Source organism: Fibrella arboris (genome assembly GCF_041321095.1).
Lineage (GTDB): Bacteria > Bacteroidota > Bacteroidia > Cytophagales > Spirosomataceae > Fibrella > Fibrella arboris.
This window is the reverse complement of sequence record NZ_JBGGWE010000010.1, coordinates 43570-62668: the sequence shown is the minus strand read 5'-3', so window position 1 is coordinate 62668 and position 19099 is coordinate 43570. Positions and strand designations below refer to the sequence as shown.

Sequence of the window (19099 nt, the reverse complement as noted above, 5' to 3'; positions counted from 1 at the left end):
TTCCTCCCTTTGCTCCTTCCCCTATTTCCCCTTGTTCGTAAAGTCGACCACTGTCACGTCGGCTAGCCAGGGACCAACTACGCCACCGAAGGCTTTGTGGGCCGGATGTGGCAGGTACGTGTCGCGATCTTTCTCGTTGTCGAACGTCAGAATAAACGCGTGAGTCAGGCCTTTGTCGAGCTTCTCGGGGCTGTTGTTGGTGCCCCACTGAAAGCCTTTGATCTCCTTGATCTTTGATGGAAGCGCTTCAAATGCCGCTACGATCTCGGCGACTTTTTCCGGTGTTGCCTCCGGCTTGAATTTAAACAGGACGATGTGTTGAACCATAGCTTTGGCAGCGACGCGTGTCGCCGTTTGTTTTTTGGGTGGCTTAACCGTTGATTCGTTCGTAGCCGTGGCAAACGAAGCTACTGAGACCAGTAGCGCGGCACAGAGAGTTGAGATTGATTTAGTCATTGTCAGGTTTGGTAAAAAAAAGACCCATAAGGGCTACGCCTTATAGGTCTGGAAAGCATTCGTTATCCGTTTTTTACCACTACGATAACTTCGCCTGTAACGCCTGATCCAGCGCGTCGAGGAAGTCTTCAGTATTCAGGTAATGCTCGTTGGCAACCAGTTTTGTACCCGCCGGATACGCCGACAAGGCCAGGTCTTTGGTCATTTTACCGCTTTCAACCACCTCCACACATACCGCTTCCAGCGCATTGGCGAAGTCGATCAGGGGTTGGTTGCCATCCAGTTTTCCGCGGAAAGCCAGCCCACGCGTCCAGGCGTAGATCGAGGCGATCGGGTTAGTACTGGTTTTGTTTCCTTTCTGGTATTCGCGGTAGTGGCGCGTCACGGTACCGTGTGCCGCTTCAGCCTCCATCGTTTCGCCATCGGGCGTGAGCAGCACCGAGGTCATCAGGCCCAATGAGCCAAAACCCTGCGCTACGGTATCAGACTGAACGTCGCCGTCATAGTTTTTACAGGCCCACACGAAATTACCGTTCCATTTTAGAGCAGAAGCCACCATATCGTCGATCAGGCGGTGTTCGTATTCGATTTTACCGGCAAACTCGGCATCGTAAATCTCCTGGAAGATATCTTTGAAGCGACCGTCGTATTTTTTCAGGATCGTATTCTTCGTCGACAGGTACAGGGGCCAGCCTTTTTGCAAGGCCACGTTCATACAGGCGCGGGCAAAACCACGAATCGACTCATCGAGGTTGTACATACCCATAGCCACGCCAGCGGCTTTGAAATTGAATACGTCGTACTCCTGTACAGTTCCGTCTTCACCTTCAAACTTCATCGTCAGTTTACCAGGGCCAGGCACCACGAAATCGGTAGCGCGGTACTGATCGCCGAACGCATGGCGACCAATGATGATGGGGGCCGTCCAGTTAGTCACCAGGCGGGGTACGTTGCTCATCACAATAGGCTCGCGGAATACGGTACCATCCAGGATGTTGCGGATGGTGCCATTCGGCGACTTCCACATCTGCTTCAGGTTGAATTCCTTTACACGCTGCTCATCGGGGGTGATGGTGGCGCATTTGATACCCACACCGTATTCTTTAATGGCGTTGGCGGCATCGATGGTTACCTGATCGTTAGTTTCATCACGGTACTCGATCCCGAGGTCAAAGTATTTGATATCGACATCAACGTAAGGAAGAATCAGCTTGTCTTTAATAAACTTCCAGATAATGCGGGTCATTTCGTCGCCATCCAGTTCAACTACCGGATTAGCCACTTTAATTTTTTCCATTGTACTGCGGTTAGATGCGAGAATAATCGATACAAATCGGGCGCAAAGGTAGGCAAAAAGGTCACACCGGATTGCATCCGGTGCAAGGGATGCGCTGCTGGGGCTGAGGCTTTGTAGGGGGGCAGGCTTGTTGCAGGGACGTCTTTATCAAGTCAAGAGTTCTCATGTTTAACAACACCCCATTTTGTCAGGAGCTCCTCGTGTTCGTCGGCAAAAGAACGGCGCTGATGGTGTACCTCCTGATTTTTTATATACTGACGAGTCCTGCTCACTAACGATGGACTAACAGACGCTGCATAATAGTCTGTTTGCCAAGCAAAATCAGGTGGAACAAACCGTTGTTCCTTTAGCCAACGAGACGATCCACTTGTTAGCAGCTTTGCTACATCAGCAATGCATTGTGTTGGTTTGAGCGCTATAAGTACGTGCACATGATCGGTATAACCATTGGCAAAATCGACATAAATGTCATTCTCACGGCCGAAGGAGTGTATATGCGAAAACACAATGTTGCGTAAGGCTGGCGTCCGAAAATAGGGTTCCCGGTGTTTGGTACTCCAGACAAGATGAATCCATACCTTGATATAACTCATTGACTATTCGCAGTTGGTGGTTGGCATGAAAGTTAAAGGATTTTAAAATCCGATATCAACTTGCCATAACCCAAGCCCCCTACAAAGCCTCAGCCCCGGCAGCGCATCCCTTGCACCGGATGCAATCCGGTGTTAGCTTACAATCACAACCTAAATTATATTCCATGAAACAAGCCTACCTGCTTCTCCTGTTTTTTCTCCCTGCCTGTCTGATGGCCCAAAAGCCCAAGAAGCAGCCCGCCCTTACCCCACTCGATAAGCTGAAGGCCGAAGCCGTGTCGGCCGTCGACGCCCGCAAGGATCAGGCGCAGCAGATCAACGACATGCTCTTCAGCTTTTCGGAACTTGGCTTTCAGGAAACCGAAACCTTCACGTACCTGACTACCCTTCTCGAAAAAGAGGGGTTCACCATCCAGAAGAACATTTCGGGAATGCCCACCGCCTGGATCGCCACCTGGGGCAGCGGCAAACCCGTTATCGCCATCGGCTCCGATGTCGACTGCATTCCCAAAGCCAGCCAGAAGCCCGGCGTGGCCTACCGCGATCCCATCGTTGACGGCGCTCCTGGTCACGGCGAAGGGCACAATTCGGGGCAGGCGCTAAACATCGTAGCGGCGCTGTCGGTGAAAAAGCTGATGGAGCGCGATAAGATTCCAGGTACATTGATGCTCTGGCCGGGTGTTGCCGAAGAACTCGTTGGCGCTAAAGCTTTCTATATCCGGGACGGCTATTTCAAGGATGTCGACGCCTGTATTTTCACCCACGTCGGCGACAACCTGGTGACCTCCTACGGCGATGCGGGCAACAACGGCCTGATTTCGGTACGCTTCACGTTTGAAGGTTCAGCCGCCCACGCAGCCGGAGCCCCCTGGCGGGGCCGGTCAGCACTCGATGCGGTGGAGCTGATGAACATTGGCTGGAACTACCGCCGCGAACACCTCGAACTGACCCAACGTTCCCACTACGTTATTTCCGACGGAGGCGACCAGCCCAACGTCGTGCCGTCGAAAGCATCGGTCTGGTACTACTTCCGCGAACGCAGCTTTCCGAAGATTCGCAAGCTGTTTGAAACAGGCATAGCGATGGCTGAAGGGGCCGCTAAGATGACCGATACCAAATACACCTACGAAATTCTGGGATCGGCCTGGCCCGGACACTTCAACAAACCGATTGCGCAGGCCATGTCGGAGAATATCAGGAAAGTAGGGCTGCCCACCTGGTCGGCCGAGGATCAGATGTTGGCTAAGGCAACGCAGAAAGAGATGACTGCCCGTAAGGTGGAGGGGCTGGCCGTGAAGCTCGACAGCATGGGCTTACCTGCCAATACGGCTCCAACCATGATGATGGGTGGCCAGTCGTTTGTGCCCCTAACCGGTGGCTCCGATGATATTGCCGACATTGCCTGGTCAGTGCCCACGATCGTGCTGCGTTACCCCAGCAACATTCCCGATCTGCCCGGCCACCACTGGAGCAATGCCATTTCGATGGCCACGCCCATTGCCCACAAAGGCATTGTAGCGGGTGCCAAAGCCGAGGCTATGACGCTGTTAGACCTGCTTTTAAAACCCGAACTGATTCAGCAGGCAAAAGACTACTACGTTAAGGAGCAAACGAAAGATATCAAGTACACGCCGCTGATCACGGCCAAAGAAAACCCGGCGGTGTACCTGAACCAGAAGATCATGACTGATTTTAAACCGAAGCTCCAGGCGTTCTATTACGATCCGTCGAAGTACAGGACGTACCTGGAACAGCTCGGCATTAAATACCCCACCCTGCGCGACGACCAGAAGGCAGACGCTGGGAAGTAATGTATACTAATTAGGGCAAGGGGGCGAAATTGCTGACGCCTAGTCGAAGGGCCAGGCGTCAGCAATTTTTACACGCCCCCAACTTCGCTTGGTAAGGCGTCACCCCGACGTTGTCATTATCTATTTCATCTTGGTACGCTTTACCAGATAGGCACTTAAAATAGGCTCGAACCCTTCGGCAATGTCGGCCTCGATAAAGTCGATGCGGTATTGAGCGCAGCGCATTTTCAGGCCTTGCAGGTAATCACCAACTGCCTGTTTATAGGCGTCACGTACCTGGTTGGGTTGCAGTTTCACCCGGGCGTCTGTCTCCAGATCGATAAACTCATAGGGGCGGTCCTCAAAGGCAAATGCCTGCTCGGTTTTCCGGTCGGTCACGTGGAAGATGAGTACCTCGTGCAGGTTATGCCGTAAATGTTGCAGGGCCGAAAACAGCGCGTCCTGCCGGCCGGGGTCAGCGCCCGCCGTATCGAACATATCACTGAACAGCACCACCAGCGACCGCTTGTTGATCTTCTCGGCAATCTCGTGAATGACTTCGGCGGTACTTGTCTTCCGATTAGGTTTTGGCGATTGTAATACCTGATCGAGCAGCGTAAAAATCTTGTGCACGTGCCCTGGTGTTGACTTCACAGGCGTCTGTATCTCTATCTCACCCGAGAATGTACACAGGCTCACCGCATCGCGTTGTCGTTGCAGCATGTACGCCAGGCTGGCGGCGCCCATGGCGCTGAAGGTTACCTTGCCGAAATCCTTCTCCGGGTAATACATTGACGACGATGTATCGATCAGCAGGTGGCAACGAAGGTTCGTCTCCTCTTCATAGCGCTTCACGAAGAGTTTGTCGGTTTTGCCGTACACCTTCCAGTCGATATAGCGGGTGCTCTCGCCGGGATTATAGAGGCGATGCTCGGCAAATTCAACGGAAAACCCGTGGAAAGGCGATTTATGCAACCCGGTAATAAACCCCTCAACCAGTTGGCGAGCGAGGAATTCGACGTTCCCGAACGAACGTACCTGCGATAAGTTGAGTGAATTTGCCAAAGCCTGTAGCACCGAAGCTCCAGCTTCGGTAATATAAGTACGCACAAACTACCGAAGCTGGAGCTTCGGTGCTACTGATTCCAACGCTCAATATCCACAAATCAACGCCTATTACAAACAAAAAACCTGATTCGTGAGTCTGGCGCCCAACATAGGGAATTGCAAAAAGGGGGCCAGCCCGTGAATCAGGTTTTTAAAAATCGGACTGTACTCGTCCGCACAGCCATAGTGGCACAGGTTAGACTACGTCGCTCCGTAGCTATACCGTTTTTACAGCACCGGCATTAAGTCCGGTAGCAGTGGTGAACGCCTATCAAGCGTTAGCGAATGGTCGAGCAGTGACACCATCTTGCCGGGGTTCACTACACGAAGGGTAACATTGGCGACACCTCGTCCGAGCATGCCAATGGCTTTGGCGGCGGCGTACGTCATATCGACTACGCGGCCTTTTGTAAACGGCCCCCGATCATTGATCCGGATGATGACCGACTGCTGGTTTGCCTTATTGGTTACTTCAACCAGCGTATTAAATGGTAGATACCGGTGAGCGCCTGTAAAAATGTGTTGTTTTACACGCTCACCACTACTTGTTCTGCGTCCGTTAAACTTATTAGCATAATAAGACGCTTTACCTTCCTGCTGTATGAGGCTCTTCTCAGGAGCCTCTGTCGGATGGATACTGCCCGAAAACAGCAGTAGGGACATTAGTAAACTCATACAGTTTTTGGTTAGTGAAACAATTTGAAGAAGACCTATTCTAACTAGGATTCATAACGCCCTCTTTCACCAAAAAATGCAATTCCCTTAAGACAAAGATATACATAACCGCTTAAAAAGCAAAGCATTGCCCGTAAGGCAGTTGTCAGTTACATCCCGGCTACTGCGCCTGGCTAGTTCACCGAACCAGAAAATAATTTTCTGACTCTATGCTAACCTATATACCATTCGGCGTACTTTGGCGTTGTACAGTATTTAACTTTTTCAAAAAGTGGAGGACAGAGATAAGGAGAAAATCTACTCAAAACGAGTTCGAGCCGGGAAGAGAACCTATTTTTTCGACGTTAAAGCCACGCGTGGTAACGACTACTATCTGATCCTGACCGAGAGCCGACGACACCCGCAGGGCGAGAGCTTCAGTTATGAGAAACAGAAAATGTTTCTTTACAAAGAAGATTTCGCCAAGTTCGTCGAGGCCCTACAGGAAACAATCGATTACGTCAAGACCGAACTGATGCCCGACGTTGACTTTGCTCAATTTGACCGGCGAGAAGAGGTGAGCGATGATTTGAGCACGGGATTGAAATGGGAATAGTCCAATTCTACAAACCACTTTTACACGTTGCCCTGGTATCTAAACCGGGGCTTTTTTGTGGTCCGGCACTATGGTTGTATTTTTGCCAGATACTGTAGAGGCGCAAAACGTTGCGCCTCCTTTCTAATCATAGACGCGATCCGTTGCGTCGCTACAATTCATGGGACTTCAATGTGGCATTGTGGGCTTACCAAATGTTGGTAAATCCACCTTATTCAATGCGATTTCGAGCGGTAAAGCCGAGGCCGCCAATTATCCTTTCTGTACTATCGAGCCAAACGTAGGTGTGGTAACTGTACCTGACTCACGACTCGACTCACTGGAAACGCTGGTGAAACCGCAACGTGTTGTACCAACCATCATTGAGTTTGTCGACATTGCCGGGTTGGTAAAAGGGGCCAGCCAGGGAGCCGGGTTGGGGAATAAGTTTCTGGCCAATATCCGGGAGGTTGATGCCATTGTGCACGTAGTTCGTTGTTTCGAAGACGATAATATTGTTCACGTAGAAGGCCGGGTAAACCCTGTTTTCGACAAAGAGATCATCGACGCCGAACTGCAGCTCAAAGACCTGGAATCGGTCGACAAGAAAATTCAGAAGGTAGAGCGAAACGCCAAATCGGGCGATGCCAAAGCGAAAGCTTCGCTCGAAATCCTGAAACAGTACAAGTCGGCGCTGGAACAGGGTAAAAGCGCCCGCACTGTTCAGGTGACGCCCGAAGAACAGGAGGAAGCCATTGGCGACATTGACCTGCTGACGGTCAAACCTGTGCTGTATGTTGCCAACGTAGATGAAGCCTCTTTACCCGATGGCAACGTATACTCTGATCAGCTTCGCGACGCGGCTAAAGCCGAAGGAGCCGATGTGGTCATCATCTCGGCCGGTATTGAGTCGCAGATTGCCGAAATGGAAGACCCCGAAGAGCGTGAATTGTTCCTGAGTGAATACGGCCTGACCGAATCCGGCCTGAGTAAGCTGATCAGGGCTTCCTACACGCTACTCGGCCTGATCACCTATTTCACGGCAGGCGTAAAGGAGGTACGCGCCTGGACTATCCGTCGGGGTTGGAAAGCCCCTGCCGCAGCGGGGGTTATTCACACCGATTTTGAGAAGAAATTCATCCGGGCGCAGGTAATCAAACTGACCGATTTCGAGCAATATAAATCGGAGGCGGCGGTACGCGAGGCCGGTAAACTTTCTGTCGAAGGCAAAGAGTACGTCGTTCAGGATGGGGATATCATGGAATTCCTCCACGGAGCATAAAATTAAGTTTACCGTTTTCAGTTTCCTGTCTTCAGTTGCGCTGCCACACCAAGGTCAGGTACGTTAGCGGAGCAACAGTAAACTGAGAACGGTAACCAGAAAACTGTTGATATGGCTCGACCAAAAGCATTTGCAGAACAGGATGCCCTGCATGCGGCGATGGAAACGTTCTGGCGGAAGGGGTATCACCACACGTCTATGCAGGATCTGGTAGACTCGATGGGAATCAACCGCGCCAGCCTATACGATACCTTCACAGACAAGCACACCCTTTACCTGAACGCGCTGGAGCGGTATCGTGATCTGAACTGTGCCGACATTGCCGACGCCGTTGCCAGCGCTGATTCGGCGAGCAGTAAGATCCGGGCCATTTTTGACCGGGCCATCGCCGAAGCGCTCGACGATCAGGAGCATAAGGGCTGTTTCATGACAAATGCCACCCTGGAAATGCTTCCCCATTATATGGATGTTCAGGCCATCGTGCGCGACAATTTCACGCAACTCGAGGCTACCTTCCGGCAATTGGTCAGCGATGGCATCGCATCGGGTGAATTTAAGGCTACCCTGGCTCCCGATCAGGTTGTGCCTTTTCTGATGAGCCAACTATCGGGCATTCGCGTACTGGGCAAAGCCCTGCCTGATGGGCCTCTGCTGAACCAGGTCATCGATATGGCGCTGACCATTCTACGGTAAACACAGCCATTAAGCCAAACAGCCCGACCAGGTAAAACTAGTCGGGCTGTTTGGCTTAATGGCTGTCTCGGAAACGCTTACTAGGGACGAATCGGCAGTTTGCGATCGCCGGGTTGATACTCGCGACCAATGCCGAAATTATAACCCAGACCGATGGTGATCATCTGGTTACGCAAATCAGTTTTATTGTAAGCGATGTTAGTAATACCATGCGTATAACGGGCATCCACGGTAAAGCGCTGGCGGTCACCAGCCCGGAAATTGGCCTGAAAACCGGCAGTCACGCCAAGATCAGCAGACCTATACTGTTCAGTAACATTCGTCTTTACATCTTTACCATCAGACCCTTTTTCACGTGAGAAAGCGTTGAGACGAAGCGCCGGAACAACACCTGCGTATACGTTGGGACGGAAATTGCCCGACCGGTTCAAGAAGTAACGAGCCGTAATGGGCAATTCCAAATAATTCACGCGGTTGGTATAGGTCGTGCCAACTGACCCCAGATTAGTATACGATTTGGTCCCTCGCTGTGCATATAACAGATCGAAGGCAAACCCAAACCGGCTGATATCACTGTAAATAAAGCCAACACCCGCTGACAGCCCTGGTAGTAGCTGGTTCTCTCTAGAATCCGGGTCAACTACATTGAGCAGCGGATTTGTCGCATCCTTACCAACGAAATTGGTTAGGTTCAGCCCCGCGCGTGGACCAAAGCTCCACCGTTGCCGCGACTGGCTATAGGCAGCAGCTTGAACAAAAAGAACGGTAACGATGAGTAAAATGAAACGTGCGTTTTGCATAATAAAGTGATTGATGGTGATGGTGTGATGTATGGCTTACCGGGGGCGGATTGGCAGTTTACGGTCACCAGGCTGATACTGACGCCCAATACCGAAGTTGTACCCCAGGCCAACGGTGATTAGCTGATTGTGCAGGTTGCTGGTGTATACGGATACGTTAGGTACACCATACGTGTAACGGGCATCAATCGTAAATCGCTGACGGTCGCCCGTGCGGAAGTTAGCCTGAAAGCCAGCTGTCAGCCCCAGGTCGCCTTTCCGGAAACGATCATCGATATTACCGGTGTTCGTGGCGTTCTCGGGCTTGTCAACCTGCTTGGCACTAAGCAGAACAGCAGGCACAATACCGGCATAAACGTTAGGTCGGAAGTTGCCGGAACGGTTCAAGAAATAACGCGCCGTGATGGGGGCCGCCAGGTAGTTGAGCCGGGTATTCCGGGTAGTCTCCACATTGTTCGTAGTGAATTTTGTCTGGTTACCTTGCTGAGAATACAGAACATCGACAGCGAAGCCGAACCGGCTGATGTCGCTGTACATAAAGCCCACCCCTGCTTCGACACCCGGCAATAACCGATTGGCACTTACACTCCCGGCATTGGTAGGGACTCCATAGCTGGTGGCATCCGTGCCTCCGAAATTGGCCAGGTTAAGCCCAACACGGGGGCCGAAGCTCCAACGCTGGCGTGATTGACTGAAGCCAGCCGACTGAACAAAAAGTAGGGTAACGATGAGTAGAGCAAACCGTGCGTTTTGCATAATAAAGTGATTGATGGTTTTCGTCTGGCCAGTTAATTTTTCTAATTATTTAACAATCAGCTTTTTAGAATACCAAATTCAGCAAATGCCAGACTTGAATTATGAAAATTCTACGTTAACTGATTGTTCCGATAACGGCCTGTCGGGTGCTTTGTTTCAAAAGGACAAATAGTTTTTGTGAACGGCCTTGATTCTGTAGCTTTGATTGAATCCACTTTCTACGGATATACGCCCTATTTGTCTAGCAGGATTTATTTGCTTGACCAACTGATAAACTGGCAGTTGACTGTGCCTTTTTTCTCCTACGCTCATCAACAAACACGATGAAACGACCTTCTCTTTACTTCACGGAAGAACATGACCTATTCCGGCAGAGTATCCGGCAGTTCATTACGACTGAAGTTGTCCCCAATACCGACGCCTGGGAAACGGCTCGCCGTATACCAGCCTCAGTCTTTCAACGCATGGGCGAACTGGGTTTCCTGGGCCTCCCCTTCCCGGAGGCCTACGGTGGCTCCAATGCCGACTTCTGGTTCTCGGTCGTCTTTCTGGAAGAACTGGCCCGTTGCGGCATGGGTGGGTTTGCCACGGCGGTGAGCGTGCACGAGTACATGGCCATCAACCATATTGCCAAAGCGGGTAATGACTACCTGAAACAGACGTACCTGGCTCCCGCCATTGCTGGTCAGAAAGTTGCTGCCCTCGCCATTACCGAACCAGACACCGGATCTGATGTCGCTGCCATTCGTACAACAGCCCGCCGCACAGAGGCTGGGTACGTTGTCAACGGGACCAAGACATTCATCAGCAACGGCACCTACGGCGATTTCGTTACGCTGGCCGTGAAGACCAATCCAGAAAAAGGAACAAACGGGATTAGCCTGATCGTGGTGGATCTGGATAGCCCCGGCATTACACGAACGAAGCTGAACAAGATGGGCTGGCACTCGTCAGACACCGCCGAAATACGATTTGATGACGTACTCGTACCAACCGACCAGTTGATTGGTCTGGAGAATTCAGGCTTTTATTACCTCATGGAGAGCCTGCAACTCGAACGGCTTGTAGCGGCTATCCTGGCCGTTGCCGGCGCTGAAACAGCACTTGATTGGACGTTAACGTACCTGCACGAGCGTGAGGCCTTTGGCAAGCCGATCGGCAAGTTTCAGGCGATCCGGCATTCGATTGCCAACGTGGCTACGGAAGTGGAGGTAGCGAAACAGTTCGTGTACCACACCGGCTGGCTGTTTGCCCAGGGTGAAAGTGTGGTGAAAGAATGTTCGATGGCCAAGCTACACACGGCCGACATGCAGAAACGCGTGATCGATACCTGCCTGCAGTTCTTTGGCGGCTACGGCTACATGGAAGATTATCCCATCTGCCGCGCCTATCGCGACGCTCGTGTGGGCACCATTGCGGGAGGCACCTCTGAGATCATGCGTGAAATCATCGCTAAAATCGTGATCGACACCGTCGCCTATAAACCAGCGTATACGTAAGGCGAGCGGGCAAAATCCCACCTGATTGAGCCTCCTGTAAGAAGCAGGGGCGCCCATAAGGCTTTTGTCATACCGACGACAGGAAATGGCCTTATCTGACCGATCAGCCTGCTCGATCAATTGAAAAATGCCCGCTCCGTGTTGACTGTTCGACGCGCAGGGACCGTTGTATCGAACAGGGGCATCGAGGGAATATCATTGGCCATAACACAGAATGTACAATCGGGCGAGATCGCAGGCGCTGGTTCAGAAACGATGACAGCGGCGTGTTCAGTCAGGCGATGGCGCCCTTTCCGCGTCACCTTTCCCAACTGGCCCTGCCTTTTCTCCTGGTTCTGTTTAGCAACAAGTGGTATCGCTTTGGGCGCTGTTGGGCCTGCTTCCGACGTACCCAGATCCTTTGGGTCGATCAGGACAGTGCCGGGCTCTATGTGCGGTTGTGAAGCGGCTACATGAACCGCCCGCTTTTGTGGATTGGCATTGTTGATTATTATATAGACAGCTACAGCCAGGACCAGTAAAACCGAGGCCGCCAGGCTAGTGACCCAAAGCGGCATTAACCGATGGGGCGTTGCCGATTCATGGAGTCGCTCCTGCAAGGCAATGTGTAGCTCGCGGGTTTGCCCTTTCAGATTGCTCCCCACTTGCTGTTGCAGGGCGTCGAGCCCATCGAGGGCATCGGCATAGAATGGATTTTCGAGCATCAATCGCTCTACCCGGTGCCGGGCCGGGCCACTCAACTGGTCGGCCTGGTACGCCCGCAGATCGTCGAGCGAAAGCTCATCATTGAGGGTATATGGTGGTAAATGGCGTTTCATTTCTGTAAGATCAATTTCAGGTTACGGCGACCATTTTGCAGGTAGCTCTTCACCTGTTTCAGGTCATATCCAGTCAGGTCAGCTACATCAGCGTAGCTTTTCTGTTGCAGGTAAAACAGGTCGATGCAGATGCGTTGCGGGTCGGGCAAACGATGCAGCGCATCGGGCAGGCGGCTGAGGTGCCGTTCTACCTCCAGCGCTGTATCATCGTCTGCCGGCCACACGGCCAGCGCTTCGTTACCGGGTCGCTCTTCATCGAGCCAATCGTAGTCGTTGCCTTCGCCAATCCGTACCCGCTGACTACGCAGGTGCATCAGACAGTAGTTACGGGCCACCGAGTGCAGCCAGCTTTTAAAATTCGTGACGTCGTGGCGCCGTAGATCAACGATTAGCTGCTCAAACAACTGCATCACGGCGTCTTTGCTTTCGGCTTCATCGCGCAGGTACTTGAAGCAGACGGCGTATACCAGCTCCATGTGTCGCTCATACAGTTCGCCCAGCAGATCCAGATTGCCCGTAGCCTTATAGGCCGCAACAAATTCGGCATCGGTAGTGGGGCGGGCTCTCCTGAATCGTTTAAAAAACATACATACGGAGCTGTTTTCCGGTTGAACAACAAAGACAACTCATTGATGCCAAACCGTCGGAATTTCCATAAACAAACAGCACGCAGCAATAGATGGCACGAGGAAAGCATGGATAGTATCCGTGTACTATAAATTCCTGGTGGGGCTACCTTTCCGGATGGCGCGGTAGAAAGCATCGGCCACGCCGGTGCGGATGCCCAGTTCGGTGATTTTATTGTTGTTGCGCGTTGGATACACCCGGTTGCAGAGGAACACGTAGTTCAGGCCAACGGCCGGGTCGATCCAGGTGAACGTACCGGTGTAGCCTGAATGGCCATAACTCGACGGGCTGGCGAGTTTGGGTGCGTTGCCGTTGTATTTGTAAGCCGCTTTTTCAAAACCAAGTCCGCGCCGGTTGCCCAGTTCAGGAAATTGATAACGGGTAAATTCGGTGATTGTACCGGCACTGATCAACTGCTGGCCGCCGAATGTGCCATGTTGCAGGTAGAGTTGCGTCAGTTTCATCAAATCGTTGGCGGTGCCGAACAGACCGGCATGACCCGATAAGCCATCGAGCATTGCCGCGCCTTCATCGTGAACCCGGCCCCAGATCAAGGTTTTGCGGAAGAGCGAGTCGTACTCGGTTGGTACAATTCGGCTGAGCGGATAAAAACGGCGTGGATTGTACGTCAACGTGGTGGCTCCGATGGGTCGATACAGGCTGTCTTTCAGGTACGTCTCGAACGGAACACCGGTAATACGCTGTACAATCTGCGGATAAAGATAGAATGACAGATCGCTGTAGATGTACTCCTTCCTGGCATTCAGCGGTGAGTCTTTGATCTGATTGAAAATCGTTTTCGCGTATTTCTTATGCAGGAACAGACTATCCGTCACCTCGACCGGGAATTTGCCTGACCGCACCGGGCTAAACGTATTTTTCTTGAAGGTGCCATCGGGGTTTTTCGTATCCTGCCAGAACGGAATCCAGGCTTTCAGCCTGGCCTGATGCGTTAATACATCCCGCCAGCGAAGCGTATCCTTGTTCGATTTATGATAGCCCGGCAGGTATTCGCCCATCGTGCCGTCGATAGTGAACTTGCCGGCATCTACCAGCCGCATCAGGGCGGGCGTTGATGTGCTGATCTTCGTCACCGACGCGAAATCGAACAGATCGTCAAGTTTGGTAGGCTGCGCATCGCCGCCCAGGCTGGTATCGTAGGTGTGTTTACCGTACGCTTTTCGGAAAATGACGTTACCATCCTTCGCCAGTTGAACCACGCAGCCGGGAAACGCTTTCGCCTGAAGCCCCACGTTCACCACCGAATCGACCTGCTGCGCCAGGTACGTGCTGCTGATGCCCACTTCTTCAGGAATCGTGTATTTCAGGCGGCCAATGGGCTGCACCGTCACGCCATCGCCCAGGCGGTAGGTCTGGTTTACCGTTACCGGTAACCGGCCCGCTGCGCCAATAGCCCCGAAAATCAGTTGCGCCGACAGATCTTCGGTGTGATTGGTCAGTTGGTACGGCATCACGATCGCCTGTGCCTTGTCGATATCGGGCAGGCGGTCGAGCACGTAGGGATTACCGAAAACAGCGATAATGGCTTTGCCCGTATTGGTTAGTTTCTGCACCAGTTCGGCCGTGCGGGTTTGCACACCGTAATTGGCCCCTGGCCGAATATTGTTCAGATGCACGCCCACCAGCACGATGTTGAATCGGTTCAGCGAATCGAGCAGGGCACTGATCTGCGCATCGGTCGATTTTGAGGAAATCTGGTAGGGGGTCACCGCCGTGTAGTCACCCAACCGGTTCTGAAACGTGGTGGGCGCGGCGGCTTCAACCGATACAGAAGCGATACGGAGCGTATCGAGACGTTGCAACGGCAGAATAGCCCGGTTGTTGGTCACCACGGTCATGCTGGCTTCCGTCAGTCGGCGATTCAGCACCTCTGATTCGGGGCGGTTCAGATCGGCCACTAGTCCGTCGAGCGCAACGGGTTTGTAGTTGTCTAAACCAACCCAGTATTTGGCGATCAGCATTTTACGGCAGCGGTCGGCAATCGTTTGCGCCGTCAGGGTACGTTCGTCAACGGCTTTGCAGATCTCGGCGATGGCTTTCGGAACATTCTCCGTAAACTCCAGAATGTCCATGCCTGCTTCCAGCCCACGCCGGTCGGCCAGACCAGAGGGAAAATATTTGGTCATGCCTTTCATGTTCATGGCGTCGGAAAAGATAAGGCCATCAAAACCAAGCTCATTTTTCAGCAAGCCCGTTACAATGTTTGGCGACAGCGTTGATGGTCTGTTCCGGGTAGTATCGAGTGCCGGAATGCTCAGGTGAGCCACCATGACACCCGCAGCACCCGCTTTGATCAGCTCCTTGAACGGATACAATTCAAGGCTGTCCAGTTGCGCCCGACTTTTCGTGATCAGCGGCAGATCGTAGTGCGAATCAGTGCCGGTGTCGCCATGACCAGGAAAGTGTTTGATACTGGTTAACAGCCGGTTATCCTGCATACCGCGCAGGTAAGCCAGTGCCTTGCGGGTAACGGCGTATTTGTCTTCGCCAAAGGAACGGAAGTTGATAACCGGGTTGTTCGGGTTGTTGTTCACGTCGGCATCGGGGGCAAAATTGACGTGCATACCCAGCCGCCGCGCCTGCCGGGCCAGGTCGGCCCCCATCTGGTAGATGAGCGCTTCGCTGGCCTGCGGCATACCGCCGAGCGTCATCTGATACGGGTAACGCACGGTGCTGTCCAGTCGCATGGCGAGTCCCCATTCGGCATCCATCGCCACCAGCAACGGAATCTGCGAGGCGGCTTGTAGCCTGTTGTTCAACTTGGCCTGTCGCATAGGGCCTCCCTGAAAGAACACCACCCCACCAAGTTTGTAGGTACGTATCAGGTCGGTCAGCGAGTCTTCGTAGGTACGTGTCCGGTTCGAGTAACCCGCCACCATGATCAGCTGGGCAATCTGCTCATTCAGGGGCATATCGGCCATGACCGAGTCGGCCCAGCGGGCCGATCGTTCCGTATCGCGGAGGAACATCGGAACGGTAGCGGGCAAGGCGAGCGACCTGCGGACGGGCGCCAGACTGGTTTGGGCAAAAAGCGGGGAAATGATGAAGAGAAAAAATACACTCAACAGTGTATGGCGAAGAGTAGTCATTCAGAAGGCGATAAAATTGGCTACTTCAAAAGTAAGCACAAAAGGCGGTATGGGAATTCTTCACCTACACCGAACGGTGGTTGCGTTGTATATTTACATATGGCTGACAAACGTAAGATCACCACCGCCGACGGCTCGGTTGCCGATCCGCCCCGCGACTATTTTGAGGACGTTTACGCCGTTGTGCGGCAGATCCCGGCCGGGCGCGTCACCACCTATGGCGACATTGCGCAGTATCTGGGCCTGCGGGCGGGGGCCAGAATGGTCGGATGGGCCATGAATGGTTGTCATACCGCACGCGGAAACGTAGCCGTACCGGCGCACCGGGTAGTGAACCGGCTGGGTGTGCTGTCGGGTAAGCACTTTTTCGGATCGCCCACCCGCATGCAGGAGCTACTCGAAGCCGAAGGCACAACTGTTGCCGATGATAAAGTGGTCGATTTCAACGCCCGGCGCTGGGACCCTTCCGTGGAGTTAACCACACTCGACTGAACCGGTCAGTGGCCTTGTCTGATCAGACCTTTCGTGCTGCCGTGGCTGGTCCCGTCTAGTAACATTGTCGGAAACAGAGCCAATTCTATCGTATATAGATGCAAATTTTCCCTCAACGTAGTATATAACGTCCTGCGGACTCAATCTATGCGCTGGTATTACCTGATACCGCTTATCGGCTATTGGTTGGCTGGGTGCCGCACTGCCGAAGTCATATCGCCAACCCCTACCCAGCCCGTAGCACCGCCGGTTACCACACCTACCCCACGAAGCGTAACAGAGCCAGTCGTTTACATCGGAAGCTACGACGGAAACCTCTACGCCCTGGACACAACTACCGGACAACCGCGCTGGACATTTCGCGCCGACACCTCGATTCAGTCGAGCCCAACGGTAGCCTACGGTTTACTTTATACGTCTACGTTGGGGGGTAGGCTCTACGCTATTGACGCCGCTACGGGTACGGTACGCTGGCAAGCCCGCACGCAAGGGTCTATGCAATCGAGCCCGGTGGTAGTGGCCGGTCGCCTGTTCATTGGCAGTCAGGATACCCGCCTTTATGCCCTCGACGCTACTACCGGTGCTTTTCTGTGGAGTTATAAAGCCGACTACGGTTTCTACGGTAGCCCAGTGGTGGCTGGCAACATGGTCTATATTGGCGGACTCGACAACACGGTCTACGGCTTCGAGGCGGCAACGGGTTTATTACGCTGGAAATTCGCGACCAATGCCTATATTCTGTCGAGCCCAACGGTAGCCGGAGGTATACTTTTCGTTGGTAGTCAGGATGGTAACCTGTATGCGCTGGGCGCTGCAACGGGCCAGCTTATCTGGACCGCTAACCTGAAGCAGCCAGTGGATGCCAGCCCGGTAGTGGCCAATAACCTGGTGTATGTAGGTAGCGGCGATGGCGGGCTGTATGCGCTGGAAATCAGCACGGGGGCGACCCGATGGTCTTTTGTCACCAAAAAACCTTTCTACGGCAGCCCGGTCGTGAGCAGCGACGTGGTCTATGTCGGTAGCCGCGATCACCGCCTCTACGCCCTCGACGCCGCCTCTGGCCAGGTACGCTGGTCATTCCAAACCGATTTCGACATCTATGGTACACCGCTCGTCACAACCGGCAGCGTGTATATTGGGAGTGCCGACTTTCGGCTCTATGCACTCAACCGTCGGTCAGGTACGTTACGGTGGCAGTATCGGACGGGGGGCGTTCTGCTATCAAGCCCGATGATTCCTCAACGGCAAGCCATTGTGGGCAGCTACCCGACAGTGAGCGGCGGCAGTAAAAATGATCTCTGAACGCAAGCGTCAACTCAACTATGACTAGTCGGTTTCTGGGTTATCTGTTACTACTAGGGGTCAGCCTCTCGCAGGCCTGCGTCGATGCGTTCGATCCCGAGCTATCGCTGAGTGCCAATGTACTGGTTGTCAACGGACTAATCACCGATTTGCCCGGCCCGCAGCAGCTTATGTTGAGCCGGTCGCGGTCACGGTCCGACAGTGCCAGTAGCACCACGCCCGTTACGCGGGCAACAGTCACGGTCCTGGTGAATGGCAAACCGCTCCCATTGACAGAAGCCTCGACCGAGCCGGGTACGTACCAGTTTCCGGCCGGTTTTCGGGGGCAAACAGGCACCACGTATCAGCTTCAGTTTCGCACGGCCGAGGGCGTCAGCTACGAATCATCGGCAGAAGTGATGACCGCTTCACCGCCCATTACCAGGGTCTATGACACCTTTAACCCAACCGGGCTGAAAACCACGGCCGATGCACTGCCTACCCCTACGAATGACGTTTTCCTCGACTTCACCGACCCGGCCGACCAGCGCAATTTTTACCTCTGGCGGTGGCGGCTCTATGAACTGCAAAGCTGGTGCGCTACCTGTGTGCAGGGCAGGTACGTGGTGAAAGACATCGGCGACGTGGGTAGCGGCCCGGTTGATGTGATTGGCTGTGTGGCCGACAAGGCCTTACCCTATCAGAATAAATTCGATTATGCCTGCCTGGGCTTCTGCTGGGACATTTTTTACAGCAGCACCATCGATGTGATGGCCGATCTGTATACCAACGGCACCGCACAGGTTGGGCATAAAGTAGCGAGTGTGCCTATCTACCAGCGCGACCCCGCCCTGATCACCATCGAGCAGTTAGCCATTTCGGCCAATGCATACCGTTACTACCGACTAATCGCCGATCAATCGCAGAATACCGGTACGCTGGCCGACTCGCCCCCTGCCCCTTTAGCGGGTAATGTGCATAATCTGGCAGCACCTAACGAAAACGTGGTTGGCTATTTTACGGCGGCTTCCGTGTCGACGTATAACTACAAGATGAACCGGAAGAACGTAACCAGCGGGAGCTTCAAAGGCTTGTTTTTTGCCCAGAATGGGCGCCAGCCCAATGTCGATGTGTCGCCGGGTGGCGTGTATGGTGCCGGGCTTCCATCGGCCATGTGCGTACCGAACCGCTACCGAACCGCCGACCTGCCCCCTGGCTGGAATCAGTGAGTAGTCCCTTAAACCTGACT

18 protein-coding genes are annotated in these 19099 nt (G+C 53.2%); 8 read left to right on the top strand and 10 right to left on the bottom strand.

The features are described 5' to 3' along the window. Positions 1 to 21: 21 nt before the first annotated feature. From ACAW75_RS17585 to ACAW75_RS17575, 3 genes are all read right to left on the bottom strand, one after another. Positions 22 to 456 (bottom strand): Dabb family protein, encoded by a 435-nt coding sequence (locus ACAW75_RS17585; RefSeq protein ID WP_370730057.1) that lies wholly within the window; start codon positions 454 to 456, stop codon positions 22 to 24. Between the two features lie 79 nt (positions 457 to 535). After that, positions 536 to 1753, bottom strand: a complete 1218-nt coding sequence (locus ACAW75_RS17580; RefSeq protein WP_370730056.1) for an NADP-dependent isocitrate dehydrogenase — start codon at positions 1751 to 1753, stop codon at positions 536 to 538. Between the two features lie 152 nt (positions 1754 to 1905). Next, positions 1906 to 2346: a transposase gene (locus tag ACAW75_RS17575; RefSeq protein ID WP_370730055.1), complete on the bottom strand. Its 441-nt coding sequence runs from the start codon at positions 2344 to 2346 to the stop codon at positions 1906 to 1908. A 164-nt stretch (positions 2347 to 2510) separates the two neighbouring features. Between ACAW75_RS17575 and ACAW75_RS17570 the strand changes: the two genes are divergently transcribed. Further along, positions 2511 to 4157: a peptidase dimerization domain-containing protein gene (locus ACAW75_RS17570; RefSeq protein ID WP_370730054.1), complete on the top strand. Its 1647-nt coding sequence runs from the start codon at positions 2511 to 2513 to the stop codon at positions 4155 to 4157. A 120-nt stretch (positions 4158 to 4277) separates the two neighbouring features. Here the strand turns inward: ACAW75_RS17570 and ACAW75_RS17565 are convergent, their stop codons facing one another. Together ACAW75_RS17565 and ACAW75_RS17560 are read right to left on the bottom strand one after the other, a co-directional pair. After that, on the bottom strand, positions 4278 to 5201 hold the full coding sequence (locus ACAW75_RS17565) for a DUF58 domain-containing protein (RefSeq protein ID WP_370730215.1): 924 nt from the start codon (positions 5199 to 5201) through the stop codon (positions 4278 to 4280). 270 nt (positions 5202 to 5471) lie between these two features. Beyond that, on the bottom strand, positions 5472 to 5918 hold the full coding sequence (locus tag ACAW75_RS17560) for a septal ring lytic transglycosylase RlpA family protein (RefSeq protein ID WP_370730053.1): 447 nt from the start codon (positions 5916 to 5918) through the stop codon (positions 5472 to 5474). 271 nt (positions 5919 to 6189) lie between these two features. On the opposite strand from ACAW75_RS17560, the gene ACAW75_RS17555 reads away from it, so the two are divergent. The 3 genes from ACAW75_RS17555 (at position 6190) to ACAW75_RS17545 (ending at position 8467) form a co-directional block, all read left to right on the top strand. Further along, the gene (locus ACAW75_RS17555) at positions 6190 to 6513 is read left to right on the top strand and encodes a DUF3276 family protein (RefSeq protein WP_370730052.1); all 324 of its coding nucleotides are present in this window, start codon (positions 6190 to 6192) and stop codon (positions 6511 to 6513) included. A gap of 160 nt (positions 6514 to 6673) precedes the next feature. Continuing rightward, positions 6674 to 7774, top strand: coding sequence for a redox-regulated ATPase YchF (gene ychF / locus ACAW75_RS17550; protein ID WP_370730051.1), 1101 nt, complete (start codon positions 6674 to 6676; stop codon positions 7772 to 7774). Between the two features lie 111 nt (positions 7775 to 7885). Further along, complete coding sequence (locus tag ACAW75_RS17545; protein WP_370730050.1) at positions 7886 to 8467, top strand: TetR/AcrR family transcriptional regulator; 582 nt, start codon at positions 7886 to 7888, stop codon at positions 8465 to 8467. A gap of 80 nt (positions 8468 to 8547) precedes the next feature. Here ACAW75_RS17545 and ACAW75_RS17540 read toward each other — a convergent pair whose 3' ends face one another. Beyond that, positions 8548 to 9267 carry a porin family protein gene (locus ACAW75_RS17540; protein WP_370730049.1) on the bottom strand — a complete coding sequence of 240 codons (720 nt, stop codon included), beginning with the start codon at positions 9265 to 9267 and terminating at the stop codon, positions 8548 to 8550. Between the two features lie 36 nt (positions 9268 to 9303). Then, positions 9304 to 10023: a porin family protein gene (locus tag ACAW75_RS17535; protein ID WP_370730048.1), complete on the bottom strand. Its 720-nt coding sequence runs from the start codon at positions 10021 to 10023 to the stop codon at positions 9304 to 9306. Between the two features lie 323 nt (positions 10024 to 10346). Between ACAW75_RS17535 and ACAW75_RS17530 the strand changes: the two genes are divergently transcribed. Continuing rightward, positions 10347 to 11522 (top strand): acyl-CoA dehydrogenase family protein, encoded by a 1176-nt coding sequence (locus ACAW75_RS17530; protein WP_370730047.1) that lies wholly within the window; start codon positions 10347 to 10349, stop codon positions 11520 to 11522. Positions 11523 to 11638: 116 nt separating this feature from the next. Here the strand turns inward: ACAW75_RS17530 and ACAW75_RS17525 are convergent, their stop codons facing one another. From ACAW75_RS17525 to ACAW75_RS17515, 3 genes are all read right to left on the bottom strand, one after another. Beyond that, positions 11639 to 12340: a hypothetical protein gene (locus ACAW75_RS17525; protein ID WP_370730046.1), complete on the bottom strand. Its 702-nt coding sequence runs from the start codon at positions 12338 to 12340 to the stop codon at positions 11639 to 11641. Then, a complete protein-coding gene (locus tag ACAW75_RS17520) occupies positions 12337 to 12927 on the bottom strand; it encodes an RNA polymerase sigma factor (protein WP_370730045.1) in 591 nt (196 codons plus the stop codon). The genes ACAW75_RS17525 and ACAW75_RS17520 overlap by 4 nt, the downstream gene beginning before the upstream one ends. A gap of 126 nt (positions 12928 to 13053) precedes the next feature. Beyond that, complete coding sequence (locus ACAW75_RS17515) at positions 13054 to 16077, bottom strand: serine hydrolase domain-containing protein (protein WP_370730044.1); 3024 nt, start codon at positions 16075 to 16077, stop codon at positions 13054 to 13056. 99 nt (positions 16078 to 16176) lie between these two features. On the opposite strand from ACAW75_RS17515, the gene ACAW75_RS17510 reads away from it, so the two are divergent. From ACAW75_RS17510 to ACAW75_RS17500, 3 genes are all read left to right on the top strand, one after another. Continuing rightward, positions 16177 to 16569 carry an MGMT family protein gene (locus tag ACAW75_RS17510; RefSeq protein ID WP_370730043.1) on the top strand — a complete coding sequence of 131 codons (393 nt, stop codon included), beginning with the start codon at positions 16177 to 16179 and terminating at the stop codon, positions 16567 to 16569. Between the two features lie 147 nt (positions 16570 to 16716). Beyond that, positions 16717 to 17871: an outer membrane protein assembly factor BamB family protein gene (locus ACAW75_RS17505; protein WP_370730042.1), complete on the top strand. Its 1155-nt coding sequence runs from the start codon at positions 16717 to 16719 to the stop codon at positions 17869 to 17871. A gap of 20 nt (positions 17872 to 17891) precedes the next feature. Next, the gene (locus ACAW75_RS17500; RefSeq protein ID WP_370730041.1) at positions 17892 to 19079 is read left to right on the top strand and encodes a DUF4249 domain-containing protein; all 1188 of its coding nucleotides are present in this window, start codon (positions 17892 to 17894) and stop codon (positions 19077 to 19079) included. The last annotated feature ends 20 nt before the right edge of the window (positions 19080 to 19099 follow it).

Coding starts and splice junctions, on each gene's coding strand:
- ACAW75_RS17585 (WP_370730057.1), bottom strand. CDS start 456: ATGACTAAATCAATCTCAACTCTCTGTGCCGCGCTACTGGTCTCAGTA.
- ACAW75_RS17580 (WP_370730056.1), bottom strand. CDS start 1,753: ATGGAAAAAATTAAAGTGGCTAATCCGGTAGTTGAACTGGATGGCGAC.
- ACAW75_RS17575 (WP_370730055.1), bottom strand. CDS start 2,346: ATGAGTTATATCAAGGTATGGATTCATCTTGTCTGGAGTACCAAACAC.
- ACAW75_RS17570 (WP_370730054.1), top strand. CDS start 2,511: ATGAAACAAGCCTACCTGCTTCTCCTGTTTTTTCTCCCTGCCTGTCTG.
- ACAW75_RS17560 (WP_370730053.1), bottom strand. CDS start 5,918: ATGAGTTTACTAATGTCCCTACTGCTGTTTTCGGGCAGTATCCATCCG.
- ychF (WP_370730051.1), top strand. CDS start 6,674: ATGGGACTTCAATGTGGCATTGTGGGCTTACCAAATGTTGGTAAATCC.
- ACAW75_RS17545 (WP_370730050.1), top strand. CDS start 7,886: ATGGCTCGACCAAAAGCATTTGCAGAACAGGATGCCCTGCATGCGGCG.
- ACAW75_RS17540 (WP_370730049.1), bottom strand. CDS start 9,267: ATGCAAAACGCACGTTTCATTTTACTCATCGTTACCGTTCTTTTTGTT.
- ACAW75_RS17535 (WP_370730048.1), bottom strand. CDS start 10,023: ATGCAAAACGCACGGTTTGCTCTACTCATCGTTACCCTACTTTTTGTT.
- ACAW75_RS17530 (WP_370730047.1), top strand. CDS start 10,347: ATGAAACGACCTTCTCTTTACTTCACGGAAGAACATGACCTATTCCGG.
- ACAW75_RS17525 (WP_370730046.1), bottom strand. CDS start 12,340: ATGAAACGCCATTTACCACCATATACCCTCAATGATGAGCTTTCGCTC.
- ACAW75_RS17520 (WP_370730045.1), bottom strand. CDS start 12,927: ATGTTTTTTAAACGATTCAGGAGAGCCCGCCCCACTACCGATGCCGAA.
- ACAW75_RS17515 (WP_370730044.1), bottom strand. CDS start 16,077: ATGACTACTCTTCGCCATACACTGTTGAGTGTATTTTTTCTCTTCATC.
- ACAW75_RS17510 (WP_370730043.1), top strand. CDS start 16,177: ATGGCTGACAAACGTAAGATCACCACCGCCGACGGCTCGGTTGCCGAT.
- ACAW75_RS17505 (WP_370730042.1), top strand. CDS start 16,717: ATGCGCTGGTATTACCTGATACCGCTTATCGGCTATTGGTTGGCTGGG.
- ACAW75_RS17500 (WP_370730041.1), top strand. CDS start 17,892: ATGACTAGTCGGTTTCTGGGTTATCTGTTACTACTAGGGGTCAGCCTC.